Origin of the sequence: Chryseobacterium sp. CFS15 (genome assembly GCF_031118795.1) — a bacterium.
Taxonomy (GTDB): domain Bacteria; phylum Bacteroidota; class Bacteroidia; order Flavobacteriales; family Weeksellaceae; genus Chryseobacterium; species Chryseobacterium indoltheticum.
In genome coordinates this window covers 157191-184120 of record NZ_JAVHYL010000010.1, presented here as the reverse complement: position 1 = coordinate 184120, position 26930 = coordinate 157191, and the positions used below count along the sequence as shown (strand labels likewise).

Annotated in this window: 25 protein-coding genes; 11 read left to right on the top strand and 14 right to left on the bottom strand. The window is 34.7% G+C overall.

Features of this window, described 5'->3' with window-relative positions; genetic code table 11:
• The first annotated feature begins 144 nt into the window (after window positions 1–144).
• Window positions 145–1605, top strand: a complete 1461-nt coding sequence (guaB, locus tag OH814_RS16055) for an IMP dehydrogenase (RefSeq protein ID WP_279197285.1) — start codon at window positions 145–147, stop codon at window positions 1603–1605.
• Between the two features lie 772 nt (window positions 1606–2377).
• Here the strand turns inward: guaB and OH814_RS16050 are convergent.
• A complete protein-coding gene (locus tag OH814_RS16050) occupies window positions 2378–3448 on the bottom strand; it encodes a DUF4407 domain-containing protein (RefSeq protein ID WP_308828852.1) in 1071 nt (356 codons plus the stop codon).
• 211 nt (window positions 3449–3659) lie between these two features.
• Here OH814_RS16050 and OH814_RS16045 point away from each other — a divergent pair, with 211 nt between their 5' ends.
• Both OH814_RS16045 and OH814_RS16040 read left to right on the top strand, forming a co-directional pair.
• Complete coding sequence (locus OH814_RS16045) at window positions 3660–5549, top strand: GEVED domain-containing protein (RefSeq protein WP_308828851.1); 1890 nt, start codon at window positions 3660–3662, stop codon at window positions 5547–5549.
• A gap of 54 nt (window positions 5550–5603) precedes the next feature.
• Window positions 5604–6053, top strand: a complete 450-nt coding sequence (locus tag OH814_RS16040) for a hypothetical protein (RefSeq protein WP_279197287.1) — start codon at window positions 5604–5606, stop codon at window positions 6051–6053.
• Here the strand turns inward: OH814_RS16040 and ruvC are convergent, their stop codons facing one another.
• Together ruvC and OH814_RS16030 are read right to left on the bottom strand one after the other, a co-directional pair.
• Entirely contained in the window at window positions 6054–6608 is a 555-nt protein-coding gene (gene ruvC / locus OH814_RS16035; protein WP_174565093.1) for a crossover junction endodeoxyribonuclease RuvC, read from the bottom strand. It lies immediately after the preceding gene.
• A 41-nt stretch (window positions 6609–6649) separates the two neighbouring features.
• Window positions 6650–7177: a 2'-5' RNA ligase family protein gene (locus OH814_RS16030; protein WP_279197288.1), complete on the bottom strand. Its 528-nt coding sequence runs from the start codon at window positions 7175–7177 to the stop codon at window positions 6650–6652.
• 90 nt (window positions 7178–7267) lie between these two features.
• On the opposite strand from OH814_RS16030, the gene OH814_RS16025 reads away from it, so the two are divergent.
• The 3 genes from OH814_RS16025 to OH814_RS16015 are packed head-to-tail and all read left to right on the top strand — an operon-like array spanning window position 7268 to window position 8917.
• On the top strand, window positions 7268–7591 hold the full coding sequence (locus OH814_RS16025) for a PadR family transcriptional regulator (protein WP_076560404.1): 324 nt from the start codon (window positions 7268–7270) through the stop codon (window positions 7589–7591).
• Window positions 7592–7595: 4 nt separating this feature from the next.
• Window positions 7596–8216, top strand: a complete 621-nt coding sequence (locus OH814_RS16020) for a hypothetical protein (RefSeq protein ID WP_308828850.1) — start codon at window positions 7596–7598, stop codon at window positions 8214–8216.
• Window positions 8213–8917, top strand: a complete 705-nt coding sequence (locus OH814_RS16015; protein ID WP_308828849.1) for a hypothetical protein — start codon at window positions 8213–8215, stop codon at window positions 8915–8917. Before OH814_RS16020 ends, OH814_RS16015 begins: the two co-directional genes overlap by 4 nt.
• Here the strand turns inward: OH814_RS16015 and OH814_RS16010 are convergent.
• Complete coding sequence (locus OH814_RS16010; RefSeq protein ID WP_308828848.1) at window positions 8910–9998, bottom strand: serine hydrolase domain-containing protein; 1089 nt, start codon at window positions 9996–9998, stop codon at window positions 8910–8912. The two genes, OH814_RS16015 and OH814_RS16010, sit on opposite strands and share 8 nt — an antisense overlap.
• Before the next feature lie 232 nt (window positions 9999–10230).
• Between OH814_RS16010 and OH814_RS16005 the strand changes: the two genes are divergently transcribed.
• Window positions 10231–11169, top strand: a complete 939-nt coding sequence (locus tag OH814_RS16005) for a LamG-like jellyroll fold domain-containing protein (RefSeq protein WP_308828847.1) — start codon at window positions 10231–10233, stop codon at window positions 11167–11169.
• 59 nt (window positions 11170–11228) lie between these two features.
• Here OH814_RS16005 and OH814_RS16000 read toward each other — a convergent pair whose 3' ends face one another.
• The 4 genes from OH814_RS16000 to OH814_RS15985 all read right to left on the bottom strand — a co-directional run bounded on the left by OH814_RS16000 (window position 11229) and on the right by OH814_RS15985 (window position 16552).
• A complete protein-coding gene (locus OH814_RS16000) occupies window positions 11229–11939 on the bottom strand; it encodes a diphthine--ammonia ligase (RefSeq protein ID WP_308828846.1) in 711 nt (236 codons plus the stop codon).
• Between the two features lies 1 nt (window position 11940).
• Window positions 11941–12807 (bottom strand): hypothetical protein, encoded by an 867-nt coding sequence (locus tag OH814_RS15995; RefSeq protein WP_308828845.1) that lies wholly within the window; start codon window positions 12805–12807, stop codon window positions 11941–11943.
• 86 nt (window positions 12808–12893) lie between these two features.
• The gene (locus tag OH814_RS15990; RefSeq protein WP_308828844.1) at window positions 12894–13091 is read right to left on the bottom strand and encodes a hypothetical protein; all 198 of its coding nucleotides are present in this window, start codon (window positions 13089–13091) and stop codon (window positions 12894–12896) included.
• A gap of 113 nt (window positions 13092–13204) precedes the next feature.
• Entirely contained in the window at window positions 13205–16552 is a 3348-nt protein-coding gene (locus tag OH814_RS15985) for a methylmalonyl-CoA mutase family protein (protein ID WP_308828843.1), read from the bottom strand.
• Between the two features lie 285 nt (window positions 16553–16837).
• On the opposite strand from OH814_RS15985, the gene OH814_RS15980 reads away from it, so the two are divergent.
• The 4 genes from OH814_RS15980 to rpsB all read left to right on the top strand — a co-directional run bounded on the left by OH814_RS15980 (window position 16838) and on the right by rpsB (window position 19392).
• Window positions 16838–17170: a hypothetical protein gene (locus OH814_RS15980; RefSeq protein WP_201133203.1), complete on the top strand. Its 333-nt coding sequence runs from the start codon at window positions 16838–16840 to the stop codon at window positions 17168–17170.
• A gap of 425 nt (window positions 17171–17595) precedes the next feature.
• Entirely contained in the window at window positions 17596–18051 is a 456-nt protein-coding gene (rplM, locus tag OH814_RS15975) for a 50S ribosomal protein L13 (protein ID WP_076560384.1), read from the top strand.
• Window positions 18052–18057: 6 nt separating this feature from the next.
• On the top strand, window positions 18058–18444 hold the full coding sequence (rpsI, locus tag OH814_RS15970) for a 30S ribosomal protein S9 (RefSeq protein ID WP_076560382.1): 387 nt from the start codon (window positions 18058–18060) through the stop codon (window positions 18442–18444).
• A 183-nt stretch (window positions 18445–18627) separates the two neighbouring features.
• The gene (gene rpsB / locus OH814_RS15965; RefSeq protein ID WP_076560380.1) at window positions 18628–19392 is read left to right on the top strand and encodes a 30S ribosomal protein S2; all 765 of its coding nucleotides are present in this window, start codon (window positions 18628–18630) and stop codon (window positions 19390–19392) included.
• 74 nt (window positions 19393–19466) lie between these two features.
• On the opposite strand, the gene OH814_RS15960 is transcribed toward rpsB, so the two are convergent.
• From OH814_RS15960 to OH814_RS15935, 6 genes are all read right to left on the bottom strand, one after another.
• Window positions 19467–20186 (bottom strand): DUF6759 domain-containing protein, encoded by a 720-nt coding sequence (locus OH814_RS15960; RefSeq protein WP_308828842.1) that lies wholly within the window; start codon window positions 20184–20186, stop codon window positions 19467–19469.
• Window positions 20187–20266: 80 nt separating this feature from the next.
• Window positions 20267–20728: a DUF6759 domain-containing protein gene (locus tag OH814_RS15955; RefSeq protein ID WP_308828841.1), complete on the bottom strand. Its 462-nt coding sequence runs from the start codon at window positions 20726–20728 to the stop codon at window positions 20267–20269.
• A gap of 101 nt (window positions 20729–20829) precedes the next feature.
• Window positions 20830–21507 (bottom strand): tRNA (guanosine(46)-N7)-methyltransferase TrmB, encoded by a 678-nt coding sequence (trmB, locus tag OH814_RS15950; protein WP_201133206.1) that lies wholly within the window; start codon window positions 21505–21507, stop codon window positions 20830–20832.
• An 87-nt stretch (window positions 21508–21594) separates the two neighbouring features.
• Complete coding sequence (locus OH814_RS15945; RefSeq protein WP_308828840.1) at window positions 21595–22374, bottom strand: DUF6759 domain-containing protein; 780 nt, start codon at window positions 22372–22374, stop codon at window positions 21595–21597.
• A 169-nt stretch (window positions 22375–22543) separates the two neighbouring features.
• Window positions 22544–23332 carry a hypothetical protein gene (locus OH814_RS15940; RefSeq protein WP_083677031.1) on the bottom strand — a complete coding sequence of 263 codons (789 nt, stop codon included), beginning with the start codon at window positions 23330–23332 and terminating at the stop codon, window positions 22544–22546.
• Window positions 23333–23468: 136 nt separating this feature from the next.
• Window positions 23469–26888: a T9SS type B sorting domain-containing protein gene (locus OH814_RS15935; protein ID WP_308828839.1), complete on the bottom strand. Its 3420-nt coding sequence runs from the start codon at window positions 26886–26888 to the stop codon at window positions 23469–23471.
• Window positions 26889–26930 lie beyond the last annotated feature (42 nt).

Genomic DNA, 26930 nt, shown 5'->3' with positions numbered 1-26930 from the left:
ATATTCAACCATATTTAATTTTGTAAAGTCACTGTTTTAGTGGCTTTTTTTCGATTTATATCATGTATTATTAAGTTTTATTTAAACTATTTAAAAGCATTTTCATATTCCGGCAAAAAGTCTTAATTTTGCAAGAAAGTAAAGATGTCTATTCATAACAAAATTGTAGAGACAGCCATCACTTTCGATGACGTGCTTCTAGTCCCTGCTTATTCTGAAGTTTTACCTAATCAGGTTTCATTAAAATCAAGACTTACCGATAAAATTACGCTTAATGTTCCGATTGTTTCCGCTGCAATGGATACCGTTACAGAGGCTGATTTGGCAATTGCTTTGGCAAGAGTTGGTGGTTTGGGTTTCATTCATAAAAATATGACGATCGAAGAACAGGCTGCTCAGGTAAACAGAGTGAAGCGTTCTGAAAACGGAATGATCTCTGATCCTGTAACGCTTTCGAAAGATCATACTTTGGCTGAAGCTAAAGAAACGATGGCGAAATATAAAATCTCCGGTCTTCCGGTTGTTGATGCCGAGAATACTTTGATCGGAATCATCACCAACAGAGATGTAAAGTATCAGGAAAACCTTGATATGAAAGTGGAAGAGATCATGACAAAAGAAAATCTGATCACTTCTGATAAAGATACCAATCTTGAAAAAGCAAAAGAAATTCTTCTTAAAAGCAGAATAGAAAAGCTTCCTATCGTTGATAAAAACAATAAACTGGTTGGTTTAATTACCATTAAAGATATCGATAATCAATTGGAATACCCTAATGCCAACAAAGATGAAAACGGTCGTTTGATCGTGGGAGCCGGTGTAGGTGTAGGTGAAGATACATTAGACAGGATTGCTGCTTTAGTTCAGGCCGGAGTTGATATCATCGGTATCGATTCTGCTCATGGACACTCAAAAGGAGTTTTAGATAAAATTTCTGAAATCAGAAGAGTATATCCTGATCTGGATATTGTCGGCGGGAATATCGTAACGGCTGAAGCTGCAGCAGATTTAATTAAAGCGGGTGCAAATGTTCTTAAAGTAGGTGTTGGTCCGGGTTCTATCTGTACAACAAGAGTTGTTGCAGGAGTTGGAGTTCCTCAATTATCTGCTATTTACAACGTTTACGAATATGCTCAGTCTAAAAATGTCACCGTAATTGCTGATGGAGGAATTAAACTTTCGGGAGATATTGTAAAAGCGATCGCAAGTGGAGCAGGAGCAGTAATGTTGGGCTCACTTTTAGCAGGAACGGATGAAGCTCCGGGTGAAGAAATTATCTTCCAAGGTAGAAAATTTAAAACTTACCAGGGAATGGGAAGTCTTTCTGCAATGAAGAGAGGTGGAAAAGAAAGATACTTCCAAAGTGAGGCTAAAAAATTCGTTCCGGAAGGAATTGAAGGAAGAGTTCCAAGTAAAGGATCTTTGGAGGAAGTAATTTTCCAATTGACAGGAGGTTTAAGAGCCGGAATGGGATATTGTGGAGCTAAAGATATTGAAGCTTTACAAAAAGATACCAAAATGGTAATGATTACAGGAAGCGGATTGAAAGAATCTCATCCGCATGATGTGATTATCACTCAGGAAGCTCCGAATTATTCTTTATAAATTCGAATACTTATATAAAATAAAATACCTCCGAAAATTCGGAGGTATTTCTTTGAACCAAAAATTAAATTATGAGAAAAAGTGAAAGAAAATTTATGTAATTGTCGAGCTTTGCTGCTCTCCAAATACAAGATTTTCATCGTTTGTGTTTTTTACAGTTTTCATTTGTGTTTTGTATTTACCCGAGAGCCTTTTTAGGCTCTGCGAATAAATACGATCTAATTTTTTTTCATCATTTGAGTTTTACCTCCTAATAATTAGATTTCCATCATTTGTGTTTTCTTTTTTGTATTTACCCGAGTTTCTTTCTAGGTTTTTCGAATAAATACGATCTAATTTTTTTTCATCATTTGAGTTTTTACCTCCTGATAATTAGATTTCCATCATTTGTGTTTTCTTTTTTGTATTTACCCGAGTTTCTTTCTAGGTTCTTCGAATAAATACGGTCTAAATTTTTTCATCATTTGAGTTTTTACCTCCGAACAATTAACTTTCATCATTTGTGTTTTTAGAATTTCAATTGTGTTTTCGAATTGTTTAAAACTCGGTCTGAAAGCATTAAGATCTTCTCTTAACTTTTATAGTGTAAATTTAGTAACATTATAAACTCAATCATAATTATTCGTTTAGATATATGTCAATATGCTTGTAGATATTTATCTATATTGTAGAAATAGCAATACTTAATTGAATTTATTGTTGTTTAAATTGAAAAAATCGCAATTGAATGCGATTTATTTGGTAGGTTTGATAAAGTTTTTTATTGAGTGCTTCAATTCTTTAATTGATCTTTAAAATCATCGATCCGAAAATCAGTTAGAGCATTTCCTTTTTCAATTTTTTCTTTAGAATAGAGACGGAAGTCATTTTCAGTTTTCTCCAACAGATAATCGTAAGGTCCGACTGAAGAAATGAGCTTAATTAAAACCGGTGAAATCTCCAAAGTGATAAACAGTCCCATAATGAAAGCCGCAGCAGTAGCGATGATCGCTGAGTTTTTTCCAAGTTCGTCCAAAGCCTGTAATCTTGCAGCAAATCCGTTGAATTTATCTTCAAACGTTTCTGTAGATTTTCTTTCTGTTTCAAGGTTGGTGTAGACTTTAGAGATTTCTTTGTCGAGATATTCCAGTCTTGTTGCGACCTGTTTTTGATAATTTTCCAGGTCTTGTCTGCGTTGTTCTTTCAGTTCTTGTTTTCGTTTTGCATTAGAACCAAAGCCTACTTTCCCGCTGGTCAAATTAGATTGTTTGCCTAAAATTTCTTTTTCAAGTTCTACCGCAGCCGAATCATAAGACTTCTGATATTGAGCAATTTTATCGGAAATCTGCTTTTTTTCAGTTTCAAAAGGGCCGCTTTGTTGCAGGATTCTGCCGCTCATTTGGGTCTGAAGGTCTTTTTTATTCCTTTGAATGATCGTGTTTAGCTGTTTATTGACTTCCTTTTCAAAAATCTTTAGTTCTAAAGGTTTAGAAATAATAATTCCTAAAAATGTTGCCAGAATCAATCTCGGGATCGACATCAGAATCTGATTCCACCATGGTCCCGTCTTTTTGATGGATGAAACAATATATCGATCCAGATTAAAAATCATTAAACCCCAAAGGATTCCAAAACCAATCGAAGCCCAGATGTCATCGAAAATAGTGAACATTGCATACGCTGCAGAAAGTGTCGCAAAAACTGCGGTGAAAAGTACAATTCCTCCGATTCCGGCAAATTTATTCCATTCACTAGGTGTTTTTCTTAAGATGTGGATGTTTCCACCAGAACAGATCAGGAGAAATTTCTGGAACCAGTTTATTCTGTGATTCGTTTGATATATAGTTGCTTGTGTATTTTTCATTATTGAAAATTTATACAAAATTAGTATTAAAAAACATACCATTGTTACAAATAGTAATATGTTTTACCAAGTAATTTAAAAATATTAACTAATGCAAAAGAATTAAGATGTACTAAAATTTAAATAATTTTTAAGTTTGTGCACATTTATGTTTTGGTATTGATAATAAATTGATAGTTTTGCAACCGAATATTAAATAAAATAAATAAAAATGAAAAAATTCTGTACCCTATTAGTATTGATGTTTTTTATTAATTCATTTTCGCAGGATTTTCATAAAGAATGCGGTTTTGATAAGGTAATGAAAAAATTGGATGACAGACATCCTGGCCTGAAAAGATACAGAGAAGAAGGAGAGCAAAAGATTCTTGGAATGAATCAACAGGCCTTTCTTAATAAGGTAGGAGCCACAACTTCAAAGAATACTCTTTATACGGGACAGATTTATGAAATCCCGGTAGTCGTTCACGTAATCGAATCCCAAGATGCGGCAAATGCTAACTTAGCGGTTACAGATCAGGAAATTATCAATTGGATAGCGAGAGCAAACAGTATGTATGCGACTACTTATGGCGGTTCTTTTTATCCGGAGGGAGCAGGTGCTACAGGAGGAAATGTGATACCCTTTAAGCTCGTTTTAGCAAAGAGATCACCGAGTTGTTTGCCTACAACAGGTATTATACGATACAACGGAAGTACTCTTCCTGATTATGACCAAAATGGAGTAACCGATACGGGAGCTACAGACACACAAATTAAAAATGAGCTAGCACCACACTGGCCAGAAAATTCTTACTTTAACATTTATGTGGTAATTGGTTTCGATGGTGAGCAGCAATTATCATATGGACTTATGGGGTACGCTGCGTTTCCTAGTTCGTATGACTACGATTATGAAAGCTTTATGAAAGTGGCAACGATCAAGAATCAAAATGATACTACCCTTACTCACGAATTGGGTCATGCTTTTGGGTTGTATCATACTTTCCAAGGAATTTCTTATACTAGTCAAACAACTTGTCCTGTAAATAATAATTGTGCAACAGATGGTGACAGAGTTTGTGATACTTCACCTTCAAGAAGTATGTATAGTGGTGCAACACCCAACAATAATGCTATAGACCCTTGTACCACTGTGAACTACGATGGAACCCAGTATAATATTATGAATTATACCAATTCAAACCGCAAGTTTACTTCGGGGCAACGTGACAGAGCGATTTTGATGATGATGGAGTATAGAAAAGATCTTCTGAATTCTTTAGCCGGAAATGATCCTGCATCGATTATAACATCACCTGTTTCTGTAGTGAATGCACAATGTAATCCTTCAGGCATTGCAAACCCTACCAATAACAATTTTGCAACAGGACCTTACCGACTAGTTTTCGGAAATATCAACAGTGTGACAAACGGATATGATTCTGATGAGGCAAATCCAATCTATTATGCAGATTATGCCAATGCTACTTGTATCAGACCAGCGTATGCTACAGAAATACCAGCTCTTACTGCAACTCCTTTAAAAATAACTTTTTTGAACGGTTTTGGGCAAACAGAAAAATTCAGAGTAAAAGCATGGATTGATTATAATAATAACGGTACATTCGAAGATGCAGAATTAGTTACAAATTATCTTTCTAATAATATAGGATCAGGACAAAGTAGCACATATACAGTCAATGTAACTCCGACAGCATCTGCAGTACAAAATACTTACCTTAGGGTGAGAATTGGAGTAGATGCAGCTACAAGAAACTCAGTTACTTTACCGGAATTTACTTCATGTTCCGCATTACAATATGGGCAGATAGAAGATTATGCTGTTAAAATATTAGGATCATTATCCACTTCTGAAACAGAAAATAAATCTGACACTAAAATTGTTTACATAAAAGAAGAAAATAAACTTCAGCTTTTTGGTAACAGAAATTTAAAATTCGGGAATTATCAAATTTACGATATGAGTGGTAAACTGATACAAAAAGGAAAATCAGATACCAATGAAGTTCGCATCAATCAGCAATTAATTAATGGTTCGTATATCATTAATTATTCTGATGGTGGCAAACAAGATTCTAAGAAATTCTTACATAACTAAACTCAATAAAAGCCCTTTTTTAAGGGCTTTTTTATTTTACCTGAACAAATTGATATGAAAAAAATATTCAGTATTTTGTTTTTCTGCCTTTTAGTCATTAGCTGTCAATCACAGAAAATTGAGGCTCAACACCACGAAGAAGACAAAGCAAAGTATTTCTTAGGAATGTGGAGGCTGTCTCAAAAAACATATAAGGAGGGCCTAGAAACGAAAGTTTATAATCTTCATGAATGTATGAAGCAATACGAACTTATATTTGAAGAGAAAGCTCAAAAAACAATAATGACAAAAACATTTGCGACCGGCAAAGATTGTCAGATAAAAAGCCAATCAGAAGGTTTGGCGGTTAAGATCAGTGACGGTTCTTTTTCTTATCGAGAAGAAGATCTCAAAAGAGTAGAGCATTTTAAAATGTACTCAAAAAATAAATTTTCTATTATATACCGCGATATTATTAACGGAAATGTGACGGAAGTAGAAGATTTTTATCAACGGGAAAAATAATTATTTCAGCCTATCCGGATTCTGTCTTAAAAAACTATCCCATCCCGAATAAGACTTTGTATCTGCAATTGTTCCAGAATTAAAATGATGACAAACCGCAACCGCCAATCCGTCGGAAGCGTCTAAATATTTTGTGGGAAATTCTTTTAGGTTCAAAAGGTTCTGAAGCATTCCTGCAACCTGTTCTTTACTGGCATTCCCGTTTCCGGTGATTGCCATTTTTATTTTTTTTGGAGAATATTCTGTAATAGGAATATTCCGGTGAAGACTTGCTGCCATTGCTACGCCTTGAGCTCTTCCCAATTTCAGCATCGATTGTACGTTTTTGCCAAAAAAAGGAGCTTCAAGCGCCACCTCATCGGGGTGAAACTCGTCAATTAATGCTAATGTTTTGTCGAAAATATATTTAAGTTTAGTCTCATGGTTCGGATATTTTTTTAAAATCAATTCGTGAATGGAAATCATCTCCATTTTTCCTTTTTTTACCGATATCAAACCGAATCCCATAATGGCTGTTCCGGGATCAATTCCTAAAATTATTTTCTCTGCTGAAATCATCGTGTCAAAGATACGGCTTTCTTTATTTTAGAATCCAATTATTCTTCAGACAGTTTCTTTTGATTGATGGGAACCCACTTTCCGTCATGTCTCAATAAGGTAATTTTATCAACTAATAATTTAGTTTTGTAGATTTTGTCTTTATAGATTTCCCATGCCTTCAAAAAGTTTTCATGCGTAAGATTTCTGTAGCCAACAGTTACATGGGGGTTAAATGAATTTTTTCCAAAACTAAATTTATCTTTTACGTTTAAATAAAGTTGTTTTAAATTTTCGCTTTCTTCCGGTTTTACAAATAGAACAGGGTTCTTTGGATTAGGAAAACTTCCAAAACCGTTTAAAATAATTTCAAAAGGAGAAATGATGGTGTCGATTTTCTGAAAGGCGATGTGAATGTCTTCTTCCAATTGTATTTCCCTTTCAAATGGTGGTAATAAAGTAATATGTGCATCATTTTTCAATGCTTTAGAATTTCCGAAATTCAAAGCTAAATCTTCTTTAAAAACTCTCACCTCATCAATGATTTTCTGATCAGGATAAATAGCAATGAAGTACATTTTTTTCATTCAGTAAATGTAAGACTTCTTTCGATTTTTTAAAAAATTAATATGCATAAGAAAATTATGCATAACTTTACGAGGTATTAAATCTTTAGGATGAAAAAAAATAGCCTTTACAAAGGAACGCTGCAGAATATTATTTTAAAACTGCTTTCAAAAGAGGTGAAGATGTATGGGTATCAAATCACACAGCGTGCAAAAGAATTGACGGAAGGTGAGCTCGAAATGACTGAAGGGGCGCTCTATCCGCTTTTGCATAAACTCGAAGCAGATGGTATTATCAAGGCTGAAGTTCAGGAAATAAACGGTAGAAGCAGAAAATATTATTTGCTTACCGATAAAGGGAAGAAACAGCAGGCTACACAGGAAGATGAAATGAGAAGTTATTTATTTAATCTAAAAACCATTTTTGATATTTAAAATTATGATGACTAAAGAAAATCTAACAGAAATAGAAAAATATCTAAAGAGTAAGAATTTAAGTTCTGTCGTTTTCGCTGAGGTTTATGATCATTTTGTAATGCAGATTTCAGAATTGATGTATAAACACGAAAACAGTTTCCCGGAGGCTTTTCTTCAGACAAAAGTCAATTGGCAAAACGAACTGAAAATGGTGAAAGCTGATCTGTTTTCCTTCAAAAGAATTGCGAAAATTGAGAAGGGTATTTTGCAGAGTCGATTCAAAAGAATGATGATGATCGCTTCTGGATTTTCACTGGTTTTGGGGACGATATTTTATTTTAATGAACATGTCTATTTGTATATACAGGGAGCTTTAATTATGACGCACTTATTATTTCTGATGTATCATTTTGTATTTAGAAAGATGAGTTTTTCAGAATATCAAAAAATGGCATTTCATCCATTATTGCTGAGAAACTTATTGTTGATGTTACTTATTCTGCCTCTCACAAATATTATTTTTTCGACAACTAAAAATTTATGGGAATTCCCATTGAATCACATGTTTGTCACCTTTTCAGTCATCCTTCAAATTCAGTTACTAAATTTCAGGACTAAAAAAATAAATGTTTTAATGGTATGACGAAAGAGCAAAAAAATCAAGTAAGAAATTATCTTTTAGACAAAAAACTTCCTGTCGATTTAATGATGGAAGTCGAAGATCATTTTGTTAGCCAGATTAATGAGCTTCAGATGGAAAAAGATTTACCTTTTGATGAGGCATTCAATGCTGCAATTATTTCGTGGCATGATGACCTGAAGCTTTTTTGGGACGGTAACTGGAGTCTTGAAAATACATCAATGCTCATCAAAAAATCGACTAGACAAAAGTTATTTTCAATTTTGAAAAAATCAGTGATACTTGCTGTTTTTAGTTATGTGGTAATGGTTTTATTTTATCTTCTAATCCCTTTTGATGTTTTCAGAATTGGCGTTGGAGTTTTAATAAGCATTATTATGATTATTCCTCTGATTATTTACATTAAAGAAAAGAAGTATTTTGATCTTCCTAAAAAATATAAAAACATTCGTCTATCGGCGTATCAGGATATGGTGATTATATTTTTTATTCTTCCGATGTCTTCATCTTGGATTTTTCGATTTATTTTGGAGTCGAATGACGGCTTTTTGGATATCGGTCAATTGGAAGGTTTTTTTGTTAACTTTTTATTCTTATTCTTTTTCCTTTTTGAAGCTGCGATTATAGTCAGTCAGCAGAAATACCTTGAAATTATCAAGAAGATCATCCCTTATCTGCGGGAGAATTTTGAAGTATCTAATTAATTTCCAGGATATTTGCAATTTCCTTAATCTTCAGATGAGGTCTGAAAGAAGCAGATTTGCCTTTTTCTTCATCGGCAATATTAGAAAGAATAATCACCGAAGTTTTGGTTTCAGGATAATAAATATTGAGTGACGGAGCGCCTTTCACATAACCGCTGTGAAAATAGGAGACAGGTTTATTATCATTCATCATTATTCCCAATCCGTAACCCATTTTTCCGAGAATAGGATGTTGTCTTTCTGTACTTTTAGACATGAATTTTTTCAGCGTCTCAGGCTTAATTATTTTTCCGGAATATAAAGCGTTATTCCAAATGAGTAAATCGTTTATGGTTGACAAAACTCCGCCTGCCGCAATTCCGATCTCTTTATTGCCTAATCTTTTCGGCATGTTATCAACCGGTTTTTGGTTTTTTAAATTTCCTATATGTGTTTTAGCAAAATTTTCTCCTTTAAACGAAGTTCCGGTAGATGAGTTTTTCATTCCGGCTTTTTTTAATAATTCAATCATGTTTTCATCAAAAGATTTACCTGAAACGGTTTCTACGATTTTTCCTAAAGCGTTGAAACCATCATTTGAGTAATTAAATCCTGAGCCGCTTTTGAATAATAGTTTTTCTCCAAAATTATTTAGACCCGAACTGTGATTTAATAGTTGTCGAATGGTGATATTTTCATATTCTTTTTTCTGGAAATCTTTAATGTATTTTGAAGCTTTATCGTCCAAGGTCAATTTTCCTTCTTCCATCTTAAGAAGAATAAGCACTGCTGTAAATTGTTTGCTGATTGATGCGATAGAAAAAATTGTAGAATCATTGATTTTCCTTTTGTTTGCAAAATCGGCAAATCCCTTATTTCGACGGTATAATTCAATAGTATCTTTAAAAACACCGACACTTCCGTTAAAATGATATTGATTAACAATAGAATCGATTTGAGTTTTATATAATTTTTTCTGAAATGCTACGACGGCAGAATCTGCAATTGCTTTCCTGTTAACAGGTTGCTGTATAGATTCTGTTTTCTGACAGGAAAAGAGAGCAAGAAAAAATAAGAAATGCAGCAAAGCTTTTTTCAGCATAAAGTTCGTTTTTTTTAAAAATAATAAAAAATCTTTTAAAGGTGAAATCTTTTACTAGTCAAATTTGAAATTTACTATTCTTATTTTCAATTATTCTTTTTTTTTGTAAAAATCATTGGATTGTGATATTTGTATAATGATAATTTAATAATATTGATGTTATTTTAAATTAAATTTACGTATATATTGATTTAATTGTTAAATTAGCGATACTAATTTATCCAATATTCCAATGAAAAACAAAATCTATCTTTTACTTTTGATGGCTTCATTCTCTGTAGCCAAATCTCAAACTCCCGAACTTTTGTATTACAAATTTGAGGGAACAGCATCTAATGTCCCGAATCTTGCAACAAGCCCACCTGCCGGAACACAAATAGGTGAAATTGTAGGCAATTTGACTCTAGGAAGCAATACAACTTGCTTAGGAAATGGTTTGGTGGGTAGCGGTTCTACAGGAACGAATTATTTTAATACCAAATGGAATCTCGCTTTAAGCGGATCGTGGACCATCCATTTGAAATTTAATAATTACGCAAGTAGTAACACTACAGTGTATTATCTTTTAGGAGATGCTATAACTGGAGGCAATTCCTTTCGTATGTTTACAAACGGTGCTCCTGGAACAGGAGGTTTGAGGTTAACTGCTAACGGAATGTCTAATGTAGATATTCCAGGGGTTTTTTCTACAACATCATCGCTTGTAGATTTAATATTTGTTTACGATAGCAGTTTACAAAATATAAAAGCGTATTTGAATGGCGTTCTTAAAACAACAGTGGCTCAATCTTCTCCTCTGGTTTTTAACGGTGCATTATTTAAACTCGGCGCTTACGCTACCAATACGGGAATGAAAGCGGGGATGACAATGGATGAGTTTGGTCTTTTTAACAGAGCTATTACCGATATGGAGATTGCTTCTTTAAACAACTTCTGTTCTTCTTTAAGCACAAATGAAGTTGCTAAAAGTGAAAATTCTAAAATCGCGGTAAAAAACGGAAATCTTATTTTAGGAAAAGGAAATTTTGGAAAGTACAGTATCTATGATTTTACAGGACGAGAAATATTGGCAGGAGATGAATCTTCTAATTCAATTAATATAAATTCGTTGCAAAAAGGCGTTTATATTATCAAGTATGGAGAAAATATATCGACGCGCTTTAAATATTAAAACATTATCATTTTAAAATATTTGCCTTTCGCTCAAGGTGAAAGGCATTTTTTGTAAAACTATTTAGCAACTAAATCGCAAAACCAGAAAACATATTCTCCATCATTCTCATTTTCATCAGACTTTGGTTTGGGGTACGTTTTTTTTACCGTTTCTCCGATTTCAAATGCAATAGGATTTTTAAAAATAGGGCCGTCAAAAGTGAACGTATGAAATTCTCCGTTTTCTCCGCACGGATCTACATTTTCCGGCAGATCATTAATAAAATCCTGATCAATAATTCTTCCCGCAAAACTTTTATCCAAATAAGTTTCGTTGATGCAGGTAACAATTGTTTTGAAACCTAAACTTAAAAACTCGTTGATGAGATCTGCTGTATTTTGTTTCCAAAGTGGAAAAACGGCCTTCATCCCGACGGATTGTAATTGATCTTCTCTGTATTTCCTTAAATCTTCCAGAAAAATATCTCCAAATATAGAATGAGTAACGCCTTGAGACTTTATATCATTCATGGTTTTAGACATGATCTCACTGTATTCTTCCATTGAAGGTTCCTTGGGAATTTCCATTTTTATTAATGGAAATCCTAAACTTTCAGCCTGTTTTTCCAATAACGAAACATGAACACCGTGCATAGAAATTCTTTGGAATCCTTTATTGATGCTTGTCAGCAAAGAAGCAACTTTAAATTTATCTTCTTTTAAGGTTTTATATAAAGCAAGCGCAGAATCTTTTCCGCTGCTCCAGTTGAAAATGGCTTTTGGTTTCATGTTATTTTGAATAGAACAAATATAAACCGTCTTTTGAAACATCTTTGTATAAAGCTTGTGCTGTTTTTCCAGAAAAATGAAATGATTTGTAATTTTCTATGCCCAATTTATATAATTCTTCTTCCTCAATCTCATTGCCATCTAAAAATATTGTAGGTTCGAGTTTTCTGGAGGAGATACCACCTGTAATAATTGCAAGCTCTCCAATTTCAGAGCTTTCAAAAGAAAACTCTTTATTCTTTAATTCATCTTTAGTAAGAATATAATCTTTATCGTTATAACCACCAAAATCAAAGTGTAAGATATTGTTGTTTTTGCGAATATGGAAATCAGGAACAATCATTTTATATGTTCCGTCTTGATCGGTTTTTACTTTGAAAATTTTTTCTACTGTAATGAAAGTAACTTCAACATTCGGTAAAGGTTTTTTTGTATCTGAGTTGATCAATTTTCCGGAAATGATAAAATCGTTATCTGATATTTTTTCTTTATCTAAATCTTTTTCTCGGGAATCGTTGTTTTCTGAGATTTGAATCAATGGTTTTTCAAAAGTTCCAGCATATGTTTGAATTCCGGTTAAACTTGCTGCAATTGCCAATCCTGCGACAAGACGAGAATATCCTTTCTTATTTTCTTGATTAGAGATCGTTTTTTCAGAACTCACAAAATGTCTATTTGATTGATGCCTGAAAATTTTGCCACAAATCTTTCCATTCGATGCATCTAAAAGCTGAGAAATTTCATCATCTGTTTTTTCAGTCAAATCCAATACCTTTTTTGAGCATAAATCACAGAATTTCCCTTCAGGAATATTCTGCATATTGTCCCATTTTTCTTCACAAGGGGTTTCTATTTGTATTATATTCATCATTAAAGTTTTATTTCATCTAAATTACAAAAAAACCTCAAAGAAATTTCTTGAAGATTTTTTGCAGTGGCAAAGCTTAAATTAAGCTATTTGCCTGGTGGTTTTCCAAAATTATTTAGATGACTAGCCTCTGTTTTTTCACGTTCCGCAGCTTGTCTTTTTTGTAGTTCTTCAGAATTTCTATCGACATCGCTTTTTTGAGGAACCTCCATCGGATAAGATTTACACGAGACAGCAGATCCCATTAAGTAAATTGCTAAAATTGTTCTGATAAAACTTTTCATTTTTAATATTTTTCTTAAAGTAAAAGTACAAAAAACCTCAAAGAAAATTCCTTGAGGTTTACTTTATAATTATTAAAACAGTTAGTAGTCAATAATTGGCTACGGCCCTGCCGTTACATGTTTCTTCTATACTTACCGCCCACTTCAAACAAAGCATTGGTAATCTGTCCAAGCGAACAGTATTTCACGGCATCCATCATCACATTGAATAAATTCTGCTGATTAATAGCTGCGTGTTGTAATGTTTTTAGAGCGGCTTCAGACTTATCTTCATTCGATTTTTGGAAATTATGAAGGGTTTCGATCTGAACCTGCTTTTCTTCCTCAGTCGAACGGATAACTTCTCCCGGACGAACCGTTGGCGAACCGTCTTTTCCAAGGAAAGTGTTTACCCCAATGATTGGATATTCTCCTGTGTGTTTCAACCATTCGTAATGCATTGACTCTTCCTGGATTTTCGAACGTTGGTACATGGTTTCCATTGCACCAAGAACTCCACCTCTTTCTGTAATTCTGTCGAATTCTGTGTAAACAGCTTCTTCAACTAGATCTGTCAATTCTTCAATAATAAATGAGCCTTGAAGCGGATTTTCATTTTTAGCTAAACCTAATTCTTTATTGATAATCAACTGAATCGCCATTGCTCTTCTTACAGATTGCTCAGTCGGCGTTGTAATCGCCTCGTCATAAGCATTGGTGTGCAGTGAATTACAGTTATCATAAATTGCATAAAGTGCCTGTAAAGTCGTTCTGATATCATTAAAATCAATTTCCTGAGCGTGAAGCGAACGTCCTGAAGTTTGAATGTGGTATTTCAACATCTGGCTTCTTTCGTCGGCTCCGTATTTCAGTTTCATTGCTTTCGCCCAGATTCTTCTTGCTACACGTCCGATCACTGAATATTCAGGATCAATACCGTTGGAGAAGAAGAAAGATAAGTTAGGAGCAAAATCATTGATATCCATTCCTCTTGACAAATAATATTCAACATATGTGAAACCATTTGCCAAAGTAAATGCCAATTGAGAAACCGGATTTGCTCCTGCTTCTGCAATGTGATAACCGGAAATTGAAACCGAGTAGAAGTTTCTTACTTTTTCTGTAATAAAATATTCCTGAACGTCACCCATCAATCTTAAGGCAAATTCAGTAGAGAAAATACACGTATTCTGGGCCTGGTCTTCTTTTAAAATATCAGCCTGAACGGTACCACGAACTGTCGCGATCGTTTTAGCCTTAATTTCAGCATAAGCTTCTGCCGGAATCACTTCGTCTCCCGTTAAACCTAATAATTTTAAACCTAAACCATTATTGGAAGGAGGTAATTCTCCGTTGTATTTTGGTCTTTCCAAACCTTTATCATCGAATTTTGCTTTTAAAGCTTTTTCAACATTTGCCTCAAGCTTGTGTTCAGCGATATATTTTTCAACATTTTGGTCGATTGCAGCATTCATAAAGAAAGCCAACAACATCGGCGCAGGTCCGTTGATCGTCATTGAAACAGAAGTCATTGCATTCACCAAATCAAAACCGGAATACAATTTTTTCGCATCATCTAATGTTGCGATAGAAACTCCTGCATTTCCGATTTTACCATAAATATCCGGTGGTAAAGCTGGATCCTGACCGTATAAAGTTACAGAGTCAAACGCTGTTGATAAACGTTTTGCATCCATTTCCGCAGAAACGTAGTGGAATCTTCTGTTGGTTCTTTCAGGGCCTCCTTCTCCGGCAAACATTCTCGTTGGGTCTTCACCTGTTCTTTTGAAAGGATAAATTCCGGCTGTGTAAGGGAATCCTCCAGGAAGATTTTCCTGACCTTTCCATTTAATTAAATCACCCCAATCGGTGTATTTTGGTAAAGATATTTTTGGAATTTTTAAATGTGATAAAGATTCTGTTGAGGTTTCAACTTTAATTTCTTTTCCTCTTACAAAATACGAGTAAAACTCAGCTTTGAAAGCCTCTTTCGTATCATCCCAATTTTTCAGGAAATCGATATTCTCTTGTTGAAGATCTTTTTCAGCTTTTTGATATTCTGTATCTAAAGTTTCATTGGAAAGGAATTTTTTAACGCCTTCAATATGATACATTTTTCTGGCTAATTCAGCTTGTTTTTCAACATTCGCGTCGTAAATTCTATTATTTTCAACAATTTCAGATAAATAACGAACTCTTTTTGGAGGAATGATTGTGATGTCTTCAGAAACTTCTTGTTCAACGAAACCTTGCAAGTTTAAATCAGAATATTTCTCGTTAACTTTTTCAATTAATCTATTGTATAAGTCGGTCGTTCCGTGGTCGTTGAACTGAGATGCTTTTGTTGCATAAACAGGCATATCATCCAAAGGACTTTCCCACAACAAATGATTTCTTTGGAACTGTTTTCTTACGGCTTGAAGTGCGTCTAAGGCACCTCTTTTATCAGATTTATTTAGCGCCACTAAATCTGCGTAATCTAACATATCGATTTTTTCCAATTGCGTTGAAGCTCCATATTCAGGAGTCATTACGTACATTGAAACATCCGCGAAATCCGAAACTTCCGAACCAGATTGTCCGATACCTGAAGTTTCCAAGATGATTACATCTGGATGAGCCAATTTCAATACATTTAAAGCTGAATGAATAAATGGAGAAACCGAAACGTTATTCTCTCTCGTCGCCATCGAACGCATATAAACTCGAGGATCATTGATCGCATTCATACGGATTCTATCACCCAAAAGCGCACCTCCGGTTTTCTTTTTCGAAGGGTCAATTGAGATGATGGCAATTTTTTTACCAGGATTTGAACGTAAGAAACGTCTTACCAATTCGTCCGTCAAGGAAGATTTTCCGGCACCACCGGTTCCTGTGATACCGATAATTGGAATATTTAAATCTTTTGATTTTTCGTCTATCGCTTTTACCAAATCCGGTTTTTCTTCTGAGAAGTTTTCAACCGCAGAAATGATTTTAGCAATGCTTGTAGAATTTTCAAAACTGATTGAATCTAAATCTTCAGCCGTCACATCTTTTCCAGTTGGAAAATCTGATCTTTTCACTAAATCATCGATCATTCCTTGAAGTCCAAGTTCACGACCATCGTCCGGAGAATAAATTCTGTCGATTCCGTAAGCCATAATATCTTCGATTTCTTCTGGCAAGATTACACCGCCACCGCCACCAAAAATCTTGATTTGCGGAGAGTTTTTCTCTCTTAAAAGGTCGTAGATATATTTGAAATATTCGTTGTGACCGCCTTGATATGAAGTCAGGGCAATCGCGTTGGCATCTTCCTGAATGGCTGTGTTTACAACTTCTTCAGCTGATTTGTCGTGACCAAGGTGAATAACTTCGCATCCTGTTCCCTGAATTACACGACGCATGATATTGATCGCCGCATCGTGCCCGTCGAATAACGAAGCCGCGGTTACAATTCTTACTTTGTTTGTTGGAGTATATTTTTGGGTTTCCATAAAAATCTAGAAAATTTCTGAATTCCAAATATAACAATAAATTAAAAACCATTATTCCAAGGTTAAGATGTTGATATTTAATTAGTTGAATTGTTTCCTGTTAGCTGGCTTTCTCCTAGTTAACAAGCATTCGTTCTGATGTTTAGGGATTGATGAGCTCTTATTAATTTTAGAAATTTGATACAAGTGTTTTATTTTACATCAATTAAAAATTATAATCTGCGCTGATAAGTTTAAAAATAATTGCAAAATTTAATTCTTTATTTTTGCATTATATATTATAGTATGAAAAGAGCGTTGATTTATTTTGTGTTGGGAACCGGAATTATTTTTCTGATTAACTATTTGTTTATGGATGTTCAGGATCTTGGTTTAGAACTTTATTATGCTATTGCTTTTGGTTTAGCATGGGGATTGGCTTATTTTTTAGATGATGCTAAATTTTCTCTTTTCCAAAAAATGGGATTGTCTTTTGGAGCGATGGCGCTTTTGGTTGCTGTTGGTGCTCTTATTTTTAGTTTAGAACTGGCAATTCCTTCTATTATTAAGTTTTCTACTGTTTTTGTGGCTTATTATCTATTTGCAAGTTTCAGAGGAAGTAAGTCGTTGCGCAATTAATCTTGAAATTACAAAGCGGTATACTGTAAAGGCTTGTTTAAGTTTCATCAAAATTATTTCCCCGACCCTAAAGGGAGTAATTTTAATGAAATTTTCAAGAGGTCTTCTCACCCTTTATGGTTAGGTAAAAGAAAAATGCCTTGAGAATTTTATTTTTAAAGAATTTTAAACAAAGGTATTTCACCTATTTTTTAAAAAAAAACAAAGATTAAAGAGGAATAGGCATTATGGATTTTTCAATTTATTTAAGTTAATCTTTCTTTCACTTTATGTGCAATGATGTTTTCGAATCTTTCTAAAATAGTTAACTTATTAATTGTCATTGTTTTTACTTTAGTTTAAAATATATTTTCAGATTAGAAAAATATTTGTACCTTTGCACACCCTTTTAGGGGTAAATTATGTTTAATCTTTAACTAAAACGTGTGAATACATTAAGTTACAAAACTGTTTCAGCGAACAAAGCTACTGCGAATAAAGAATGGGTTGTGGTAGACGCTGAAGGACAGCCGTTAGGAAGACTAGCTTCTACGGTTGCAAAGATTTTGAGAGGTAAGCACAAAGCAAACTTTACACCTCACGTAGATTGTGGTGATAATGTTATTGTTTTGAATGCTGGGAAAGTTACTCTTTCAGGAAATAAGTGGAACGATAAGACTTACATCTGGCATACAGGTTATCCTGGTGGACAGAAGTCTATGACAGCTCTTGAACTTCAGAAAAAAGACTCTTTAAAAGTATTGGAAAAATCTGTAAAAGGTATGCTTCCAAAAACTAGATTAGGATCTGCATTGCTTAAAAACCTTTATTTATATGAAGGAACTGAGCACAAGCATGAAGCTCAACAGCCTAAAACAATTAATGTTAACGAATTTAAATAATTAATTATGTCTATAGTTCACAAAATCGGAAGAAGAAAAACTTCTGTAGCGAGAGTTTATGTAAGACCAGGTTCTGGAGTTATTACAGTAAACGGTAAAGAGGCTGCAACTTATTTCTCTACAGACGTGATGGTTTACAAATTAAACCAGCCGTTCATCCTTTCTGAAACTGTTGGTCAGTACGACGTTACCGTAAATGTTTTCGGTGGTGGTAATACAGGTCAGGCAGAAGCTATCAGATTAGGTATTTCTAGAGCACTTTGCGAGATCAATGCTGAATTCAGATTAGCATTGAAGCCTGCAGGTTTACTTACGAGAGACGCAAGAATGGTAGAAAGAAAGAAACCAGGTCAGAAAAAAGCAAGAAAGAGATTCCAGTTCTCAAAACGTTAATTTTCAGACTTCAGATCGAAGGTATCAGATTTCAGAATTTTTTCAATCTGTTCTCTTATATCTGAAAACTATTTATCAAAACAAAAAAATTGCCCGTTACGTTTAGCATCCAAACACTTCTCCCATCTAAAGAAGTTGTTGATTGTTTAAGAAACGGAAAGTAAACTAACAAAAACAGAAAACATGGCAAAAGCAAATGTAAAAGACCTTCTAGAGGCTGGTGTACACTTCGGTCACATGACTAGAAAGTGGAATCCAAATATGGCTCCGTACATTTTTATGGAGAAAAACGGTATTCACATTGTAGACTTACATAAAACAGCAGTTAAGTTGGATGAAGCGTGCAGCGCTTTAGAAAAATTAACTTCTGCAGGTAAAAAAGTTCTTTTCGTAGCTACTAAGAAGCAAGCGAAAGAGGTGGTTGCTAAGCACGCTGCTGAACTTAATATGCCTTATATTACAGAAAGATGGCCGGGTGGTATGTTAACAAACTTTGTTACTATCAGAAAGGCGGTAAAGAAAATGAACCATATCGACAAAATGAAAAAAGACGGTACGTTCGAAACTTTATCTAAAAAAGAAAGATTACAAGTTGACAGACAAAGAGCTAATTTAGAGAAAAACTTAGGTTCTATCTCTGACATGGTGCGTCTTCCTTCTGCAATCTTCGTTGTAGATATCATGAGAGAACACATCGCTGTAACTGAAGCTAAGAAATTAGGTATTCCAGTTTTCGGTATTGTTGATACAAACTCTGACCCAAGAAAAGTAGACTTCGTTATCCCAGGAAACGATGATGCTTCAAAATCTATCGATATGATCTTAAACGTAGTTTCAGATTCTATCAAAGAAGGTCAGTCTCAGAGAAAAGCTGATAAAGAAAAATCTAAAGAAGAAGGTGAAGTAGTGTCTGCTGATAAAGATGCAGATTTCGATTCTGCTGAATAATCTGAAGATTATCTTTAAAATAATAAAAACCGCTGAAGTGATTCGGCGGTTTTTGCTTTTTATGTGTAAGAATATTATTTTTTCTTCTTCTTTTTAGGAGAAATGATTTGCTTTGTTTTTGTTTTTTCTGAATCTTTCTCTGATTTGTTTTCTGCGATTAAAACTTTTGTATCGCTTGCTTTAAATCCCGGATTTTGTAAAACTATAACCAGACTTTTGCTAATATCTTTCGAACTCCGATATTTTACATCACACACATTTCCCGAAAACGTATAAGAATCTTTATTCAAAACAATGAAATTTTCACCTTTTGCAGGAACTGCAAGATTGTAAAATTGCTTTCCGGATATTTCTAAAACCAAATCACAATCAGAATTATTTTTAAGTAAAACAATGGCTTCGTTGTGATTAATATCTTCATTAAACATATTATTCAAAAGCTTTTTAGTTTTTTCTTTATGCTCTTCAGAGCTTTCGGACATCAGCTTTTTAAAAACTGCCTGATTGGCTTCTGTATTTTTTTTATTGCTTAAAGGATCAGGTAAATCTATGAAAACAGGTCGTGCTTCCATAGGTTTTGCATTTTTTGCGCCTCTCGTCCATGCAGCATTTTTCAATGCAATGATGCGCTGTTTTAGAATTCTGTTTTTAGGATCTTCGGGATGTGCTTTCCCAAGATATTCTTCAATCTCTTCGATATTTGTGCTTTTAATAATATCGCCTTTGCCAGTATTACTGGCACAGGATAAAAAAATGAGACCGAAGAAGAAAAAAGTAAATGTTTTTTTCTTCATCAAATTGTGTTTTAAATTATTTCTGAATGCTATTCAGAAATTTCATTCTTACAAAGATAAACAATTAAGGCTTAAGTTGTTTAGTTTGATAATTTTATGCTAAAAGAACCTGCAACATATTTTGTTTTTTGATAAACTGAATTGCAAAGCATCCCCGACAGGTTGTAATTCTGATTTTTCGGTACCATTGCCGATCCGGTTTTATTGGCGGCAATAGGAATTTTTTTGAAGTAGTTATTACCACTGATTGTTAAAACCATATTACAATTCGACTTATTTTCCACAGAAACAGATACGTTTGGGCTGTTTGACGAATCATTCAATAGACTGTTTAAAACATCTGTCGTTTCCGGTTTATACGTTTTTATTAAGGCTTGATATTCTCTTTCAGTTTGGGCAGCAGGGCTAATTTTTGTTCCTGTATTTGAAGTCGAAACATGAGGTTGAGGTTTTCTCACGGGTTGTTTAACCGTATGATTATTGTTGCCGCAACTGTTAAGAAACAGCGTAATAAAAAGAGAGACGATAAGAAATGTTTTCATGTTACTATTTAGATTTCAATTTAGGCTTTATATTAAACTCAGAATTTCCTACTTTATTGCCATAAAAAAAGCTGCAAATTATTTACAGCTTAAAAACAGATTTAATTAATCCTGAATTTTATATAGGTAATTGTTTTCCCTTTTGCTGAAAACAATTCTTCATAATATGTTCTGATGTCTCTCAAATGAGGCGTATTCGGATCATATTCTAAAGCTCCGTAGATGTCGTGATGTGCAGAAATGATTTCGTAGCCGGCACCTTGAAGATAACCCAAAGTATAACCGTGCAAAAATTCTGAATCGGTTTTTAAATGTACAATTCCACCCGGCTTTAAGAATTTCTTATATCTTTCAAGGAAATCAGGATGCGTTAATCTGTGTTTGGTTCGCTTATATTTAATCTGCGGATCAGGAAAAGTAATCCAGATTTCATCAACTTCGTTTTCGGCAAAATAATATTCTACCAATTCGATCTGTGATCTTAGAAAACCAACATTTTGCATTCCGTTTTCTACAGCTTCTTTGGCACCGAACCAGAATCTTGCTCCTTTTATATCAATTCCGATAAAGTTTTTATCAGTGAAAGTTTTTGCCAGACCTACCGTGTATTCACCTTTTCCACAACCTAATTCTAAAACGATGGGTTGATCGTTTTTAAAGAAATCTTTCCTCCAGTTTCCTTTCAGTTCAAAACCATTGAGGGCTTCTTCTCTTGTAGGTTGTACAACGTTTGGTAATGTTTTATTTTCTGCGAATCTTCTTAATTTATTTTTGCCCATGAATTATATATGAAATGCCGCAAAATTACGAAAATTATGCAGCATTTAAATTTTTAAATCGAAACGAAAAATAAGAGATTCGGGAACCTATTTTGATGAGCTTCCGAGAGCCACCATTAATGGTTTTTGAATAGTTTTCTGTGATGCATACTGTGCGCCGCAAACAATACTTGAAAACAGATAATCTCCTTTTTGTACCACAATAGAATTGTCGCCATGAGCCGGAACAGGAAGCCTGTATTTTGTATTCCCAACACCTTCTATTCGTACGATAATGTTACAGTCAGACTTATTCTCAATCATCACGATGCATTCTTTTGCGTTAGGATCGTTGTCAAATAAAGAGTTCAGGATTTTTACTGTTTTATTTTTATGCTCAATAGGATTTTCTCCCATCAGCATATTAAATTCTGAAGCTTCTGTATCTGCAATTACTTTGGTGTTTTTTGCAGCAGCAGAAGCGGTTACATATACATTTTGTGCTGTACTTGGCGTATAAACAACAGCAGACTGACCCACTTGTAATTGCTTTTGGTATTTTAGGATTTGTTTTTGCTTAATCATCGCATTCATCTCCTCAAAAGAAACTTTTGTAGATGGTCCTCTTCTCAGCCTCGCCAGATTTTCCTGCATTTCCCGTACTTTTTTATCACCCGGCGGAGCGTTTTTGATATAATCTTTCATGAAATCCATTACTCTAGGTTTCAGAACAGATCTTCGTGGGTCATCAGGATGTGCGTCTCTCAGGAAGGCATTTATTTCATAGATATTCTTGCTTTTAAGAATATTGCTGTAGTCTTTGCCTTGCCTCTGCGCAGAAAATGATACAAATAGTAAAGTGGTGAAAAGTAAAACTAACTTTTTCATTGAATAATATATTTGGTGATGCGGTCTAAACTAACTTTCTGAAAATTATTTAAACCCTTGGTGAAGTATTGATTTCATTAAAATTAAACAAATTTCAAAAGATAATATTGTTTAAAGTGTCAAGATTTAATTTTTTAACGAATTTTTTCAGCTAAAAATCGACGAATGATTATTTAACAACCTCCTGAAGATGTGAATTTTTTAATCTTCTTTGATAAATCGGAAGATATTTTTCGATAGGTAATTTTACAGCATCAAAATTTCCGCTTTGTATATACACTTCGATATTTTCGGAAGTATAGACAAATTGTAAAAAGTTGTCGATAAGGTTTTCAGGAATCTTCAGTCGTGTGAAATAATCTTTACCCAAATAATTTTTGATGTTGGTTACCGAGCTGTTCATTCTTTCATAAGCCACCAAACGCTGTTTTTTCTTACGATCGCCAGAAAGAATATCAAATATGCTTTCTAAGCTGAAAGTAAGGCCGCCGTCTCTAAAGCCAGCCACAGGAAGTTCGGGCGATGTGCCGTCACCTTTCGGCTCGGGAAGACCAATTACTTTTTTCAGGGCAAGCGCCTTATCTTCTTTACGGATAGAATTTACATCATATCTTAAATTTCCTGTAGGCCGGAATCTGCTGATCACTACTTCCTGAATGTCGTAATACGCAACTTTTAGTTCAACCAGATTTTTAGAATCAAACATTTGTGGCGTAAGCTTTACATCTTTTCTTTCTGTAATAATTGATGTAAAGCGAATGATATCTCCGGGATCTGCTTTTATATTAAATTCGCCACTATACGACGTAAGCACAGTTTTGAGCGTTGTAAGGTTGGTGACATAAACCTGATTAAGATAAAGCACAGAATTGTCTCGTAAAAATACTTCACCGGAAAAATTCTGTGCATTAATTTTACTTATAAAAACCAACAATATAATTAAAAAGAGTTTCTTCATATGTCGTGCAAAATTACATAAGAAATAGGTCAGTTTTTACGTGAGATTTATCAATATGTGGTTAAAATTATATTAAACTTTATACCAAACTGTTAATGTATGTTATAGAAAATAATTTTAGATTAAAAATTAATGATTATTTATCCCAAAGACTGTTGTTTCGGTGTTTCACCAATAACCAGCTCGAAAATTTCACGGTGGTAACATTACCGAGTTCTGTCCAGCTTATAAAATACCAATACGTTGCGGTAGAAACCGGTCTTCCTTTCATGTTTCCATCCCATGTAAATTTATTCGAAGGCGTTCCACGGAAAACTTCGGCACCGTACCTGTCAAAAATTCTAAATTCAAGATTCTCTTTGTTCATCAACGCTGAATAATCTATTTCGTCATTTCTGCCGTCGCCATTTGGGGTTATGGTATTAATTAAATTAATGATCACAAAGTCTTTTTTCACAATATCGCAATTCTGCGAATCTCTTACATAGATCGTGTAAGTTCCTCGTCCTACATTGGTAAATATATTTGAGGTCTGCCAAATGAAGCCGTCAAGCGAATATTCATAAGCGGGTGTACCGCCACTTACACCGATAGTCACTGTAGAACCGTTGATTTCGATTGATGTAATCACCGGTAAAGTAGATTCTGAAACGTTTACAAATTGTCTGTAAACACAGCCGTCAAAAGTAAGCTCAACCCAATAATTTCCTGCCGGAACATTAGAAATTTCAGGCGTTGCAGCGCCTGTACTCCAAAGATAAGCGTCAAATCCCGGGCCGGCATCTAAGTTTGTTTTAGTTTTAGGACAAACTACTTTATCTACTAATACATCCGACTTTTTCGGAACTTTAAGATTGATTCTTATTGTTGCTACATCCGGACAGAAACCACTTTTCTCAAATCTTAAGTAATATGTATGAGATCCGGTAAGGGTTACTGCTGAGCTTATTGGCGAAACATCGTTCTGTGCATCTGCAAGAGTTGCATGATAACTAACGGTAACAAGCGGATCTAAAGTAAACTGATTGACGAAAAATGATAAATTCATCGGTTTTATTCCATCTAAATCATCATCACAAAAAGTAGTAGTGAGCGTATTTTTGAGTAAAGTCAGTTTTGTGCCAACCGTAAAATTGATCTGCTGAATCACTGGTGCGCATCCATCCGGAGATTCTACTCTAATAAAAATAGTCGTATTGGTGTTGTAGCTCCAGTTGTTTGGAAGCGTATTGGCATTTCCTACATTGGCATCTGCGAGCTGAGCATAATATCTTACATTGGTAAAATAAGCTGGATTATTCAGTATTAACTGTGTAATGTCAGAAAGAACAATATTTACAGTTCCGTCCAGATTTTCATCACACTGATTTCCCATAATTGCCGGAGTGACGACTGCCAAAGGAAACAGATTTAGAGTAATCTGTGCAATGTTTTTACATCCTGTAGGGTTTTTTACAACAGCATAAACAATGGTTCCGTTGGGTGCAGAATAGGTATTTGGAACAGTAATTAATGCTGCTAAATTTTCGTTTTGTGCATCAAATAAAGTAGGATAATAAGTAATCGTTACCGGAGTATTTGTAGTAACAATGGCCGATGTAAGGTTAAAAGTTCCGTTGCCGTTGATATTACAGGCGTTTAACGTTGCATTGTTTACAGTTACAGGTTGAATATTAAGGGTTACCGTAACGGTTTCGCAATCTGTAAAGTTCGGGTCGTTTCCGCAGAAAGTATACACAAAAGTATCTGTTCCTGCAGCTGCAGGATTGGTCGACGTGTAGGTAATAACTCCAGTGGCAGCATTAATGGTTGCTGTTCCTAACGTTGGCGCCGTGGTAATAGCAACAGTCGAGGCTACCGGAGTCTGCGTAGAAGTAGTGAAGGTAGGAGTAATAACTTTTGTGTCGCAAATGTTGTACGTCACAGCAGTTTGTTTCATACAATTTAAAACTTTAAAAGGTGCTGTAACAAGTGGGGCACAGGTTCCCATAGTTACGGAACAAGTGTAATTTCCTGATCCGGTAGGCGTATAAGTAGACGATGTAGCTCCCGGAATAAGTACTCCGCCAACATACCATTGATAAGAATCATAGATAATAGGATCTACGGTGAGTATAATTCCCGGCACACAGTCTCCGCCGGATTTTAAGATCACTGGCTGTGTTGAGAATCCTGCGAAGAATCCACCATATCCTACAGCGTCGCTTCCTGCGGTAATTCCTGCAGTAATTGCCTTTGTAGAATTAACGGTAATTGTTCCTGTAGTGTTGGGGATGCCATACGTTACCCAATTGGTTGTACCGGTCATATCAAACGGTCCTGTGCCTGCGGGCGGCGGGTTTCCGTTTACCAAAACGGTAGCTCCTTTTTCGGTAATAAGATTTAATTTTGTTGGAATAGCAAGAATTCCTGTAGGATTGTTGTTGGTATGTACAAAGTTTTCATTAATTAATCCTATTTCATCAATCTGTTTCGGCAGGTAACAATTGAGACCCGGAATAAAATTAAAACCACCTGTTGCTACTTCATTTCCTGTGGTGGCGGCACCGGCAAGCATTTGATAAACGTAAGCGTTTTTGCTAGTTACGATATAAAGGTTGTAATGTGCGGTTCCCTGAAGCTGATATTTTGTATCCGGTATCACAAAATACTGTCCGGTATTCAGGTTGGCAATAGGTATCAATTCATTATTTACATATACAGCCGTATTGTCTTGAGTGGCAATTACCAACGCACCTTCCATATTACTTCCAATATTTCCGTTACCTTTTACAAGAGCAAATGTGCTCCCAAGCTGGCTGACCGGTATCGACTGATCCATTAAAATATCTGAGCTGTTAGGATTATTTCCGGAATATTGCCCGTTGAAATTTCCGTTGGTGATGTTTACAGGTTTGGTGGCGACAATTTTAGCACCTATAAAGCCGTCAGAATTTCCGGCAATATCTCCAATACCGTCAATAATATATGATTGCCCTTTGTTTAGTGTGAAAGTAAGTGTAGGGTTGGTTGCACCTGTTGTACCGTTCGAAAACTGTACTGTATTTTTGTAGCCGGATACGGTAACTGTTGTATTGTCTTCAGTTGCCAAAACACTCGTCATAAAATTAAGAATAACGTTATTAACAGTAATAGGAGCGGTGGCTGCGTGAAAAGTTGTTCCGGTGGAAGCAATTCCTTTTGAGGTAATAATTTCGGCATGATTAAAAACCGAAAATCTCAGATTGGCGTAAAAAGGAAAATCGGCCTTTACATACAGCCCTTTTGATGTGGGTGTAAAAAGATCTGTCTGCTGAGTCGTAATGATATAATCTCGCAAGACGTCAAATTTCTGGGGATTGTTTTTGCTGATAGTGACGGTGCCAATAACGATATTGTTATTGTATATGGTAACCGCAAACGGAGTTGTACGGTTTGTTGAAAGATAAAGTTTTTGATATGGGTTTGGGTTTCCGGTACGATCTACCATAGGCGCAAACCAGTGTTCTCTATCCAATTGAGCAAGTGAAGTAGAGAATATATAAAAAATAAGGAAAAAAGATAAAATTTTCTTCATTTTGAACTTGAGTTTAGCACAAATTTAATAATAAAATGCGTT

Excerpts from the sequence above, each read along its gene's own strand:
- guaB (WP_279197285.1), top strand. The coding sequence starts at position 145 with ATGTCTATTCATAACAAAATTGTAGAGACAGCCATCACTTTCGATGAC.
- OH814_RS16050 (WP_308828852.1), bottom strand. The coding sequence starts at position 3,448 with ATGAAAAATACACAAGCAACTATATATCAAACGAATCACAGAATAAAC.
- OH814_RS16045 (WP_308828851.1), top strand. The coding sequence starts at position 3,660 with ATGAAAAAATTCTGTACCCTATTAGTATTGATGTTTTTTATTAATTCA.
- OH814_RS16040 (WP_279197287.1), top strand. The coding sequence starts at position 5,604 with ATGAAAAAAATATTCAGTATTTTGTTTTTCTGCCTTTTAGTCATTAGC.
- OH814_RS16030 (WP_279197288.1), bottom strand. The coding sequence starts at position 7,177 with ATGAAAAAAATGTACTTCATTGCTATTTATCCTGATCAGAAAATCATT.
- OH814_RS16025 (WP_076560404.1), top strand. The coding sequence starts at position 7,268 with ATGAAAAAAAATAGCCTTTACAAAGGAACGCTGCAGAATATTATTTTA.
- OH814_RS16020 (WP_308828850.1), top strand. The coding sequence starts at position 7,596 with ATGATGACTAAAGAAAATCTAACAGAAATAGAAAAATATCTAAAGAGT.
- OH814_RS16015 (WP_308828849.1), top strand. The coding sequence starts at position 8,213 with ATGACGAAAGAGCAAAAAAATCAAGTAAGAAATTATCTTTTAGACAAA.
- OH814_RS16010 (WP_308828848.1), bottom strand. The coding sequence starts at position 9,998 with ATGCTGAAAAAAGCTTTGCTGCATTTCTTATTTTTTCTTGCTCTCTTT.
- OH814_RS16005 (WP_308828847.1), top strand. The coding sequence starts at position 10,231 with ATGAAAAACAAAATCTATCTTTTACTTTTGATGGCTTCATTCTCTGTA.
- OH814_RS16000 (WP_308828846.1), bottom strand. The coding sequence starts at position 11,939 with ATGAAACCAAAAGCCATTTTCAACTGGAGCAGCGGAAAAGATTCTGCG.
- OH814_RS15995 (WP_308828845.1), bottom strand. The coding sequence starts at position 12,807 with ATGAATATAATACAAATAGAAACCCCTTGTGAAGAAAAATGGGACAAT.
- OH814_RS15990 (WP_308828844.1), bottom strand. The coding sequence starts at position 13,091 with ATGAAAAGTTTTATCAGAACAATTTTAGCAATTTACTTAATGGGATCT.
- OH814_RS15985 (WP_308828843.1), bottom strand. The coding sequence starts at position 16,552 with ATGGAAACCCAAAAATATACTCCAACAAACAAAGTAAGAATTGTAACC.
- OH814_RS15980 (WP_201133203.1), top strand. The coding sequence starts at position 16,838 with ATGAAAAGAGCGTTGATTTATTTTGTGTTGGGAACCGGAATTATTTTT.
- rpsI (WP_076560382.1), top strand. The coding sequence starts at position 18,058 with ATGTCTATAGTTCACAAAATCGGAAGAAGAAAAACTTCTGTAGCGAGA.
- rpsB (WP_076560380.1), top strand. The coding sequence starts at position 18,628 with ATGGCAAAAGCAAATGTAAAAGACCTTCTAGAGGCTGGTGTACACTTC.
- OH814_RS15960 (WP_308828842.1), bottom strand. The coding sequence starts at position 20,186 with ATGAAGAAAAAAACATTTACTTTTTTCTTCTTCGGTCTCATTTTTTTA.
- OH814_RS15955 (WP_308828841.1), bottom strand. The coding sequence starts at position 20,728 with ATGAAAACATTTCTTATCGTCTCTCTTTTTATTACGCTGTTTCTTAAC.
- trmB (WP_201133206.1), bottom strand. The coding sequence starts at position 21,507 with ATGGGCAAAAATAAATTAAGAAGATTCGCAGAAAATAAAACATTACCA.
- OH814_RS15945 (WP_308828840.1), bottom strand. The coding sequence starts at position 22,374 with ATGAAAAAGTTAGTTTTACTTTTCACCACTTTACTATTTGTATCATTT.
- OH814_RS15940 (WP_083677031.1), bottom strand. The coding sequence starts at position 23,332 with ATGAAGAAACTCTTTTTAATTATATTGTTGGTTTTTATAAGTAAAATT.
- OH814_RS15935 (WP_308828839.1), bottom strand. The coding sequence starts at position 26,888 with ATGAAGAAAATTTTATCTTTTTTCCTTATTTTTTATATATTCTCTACT.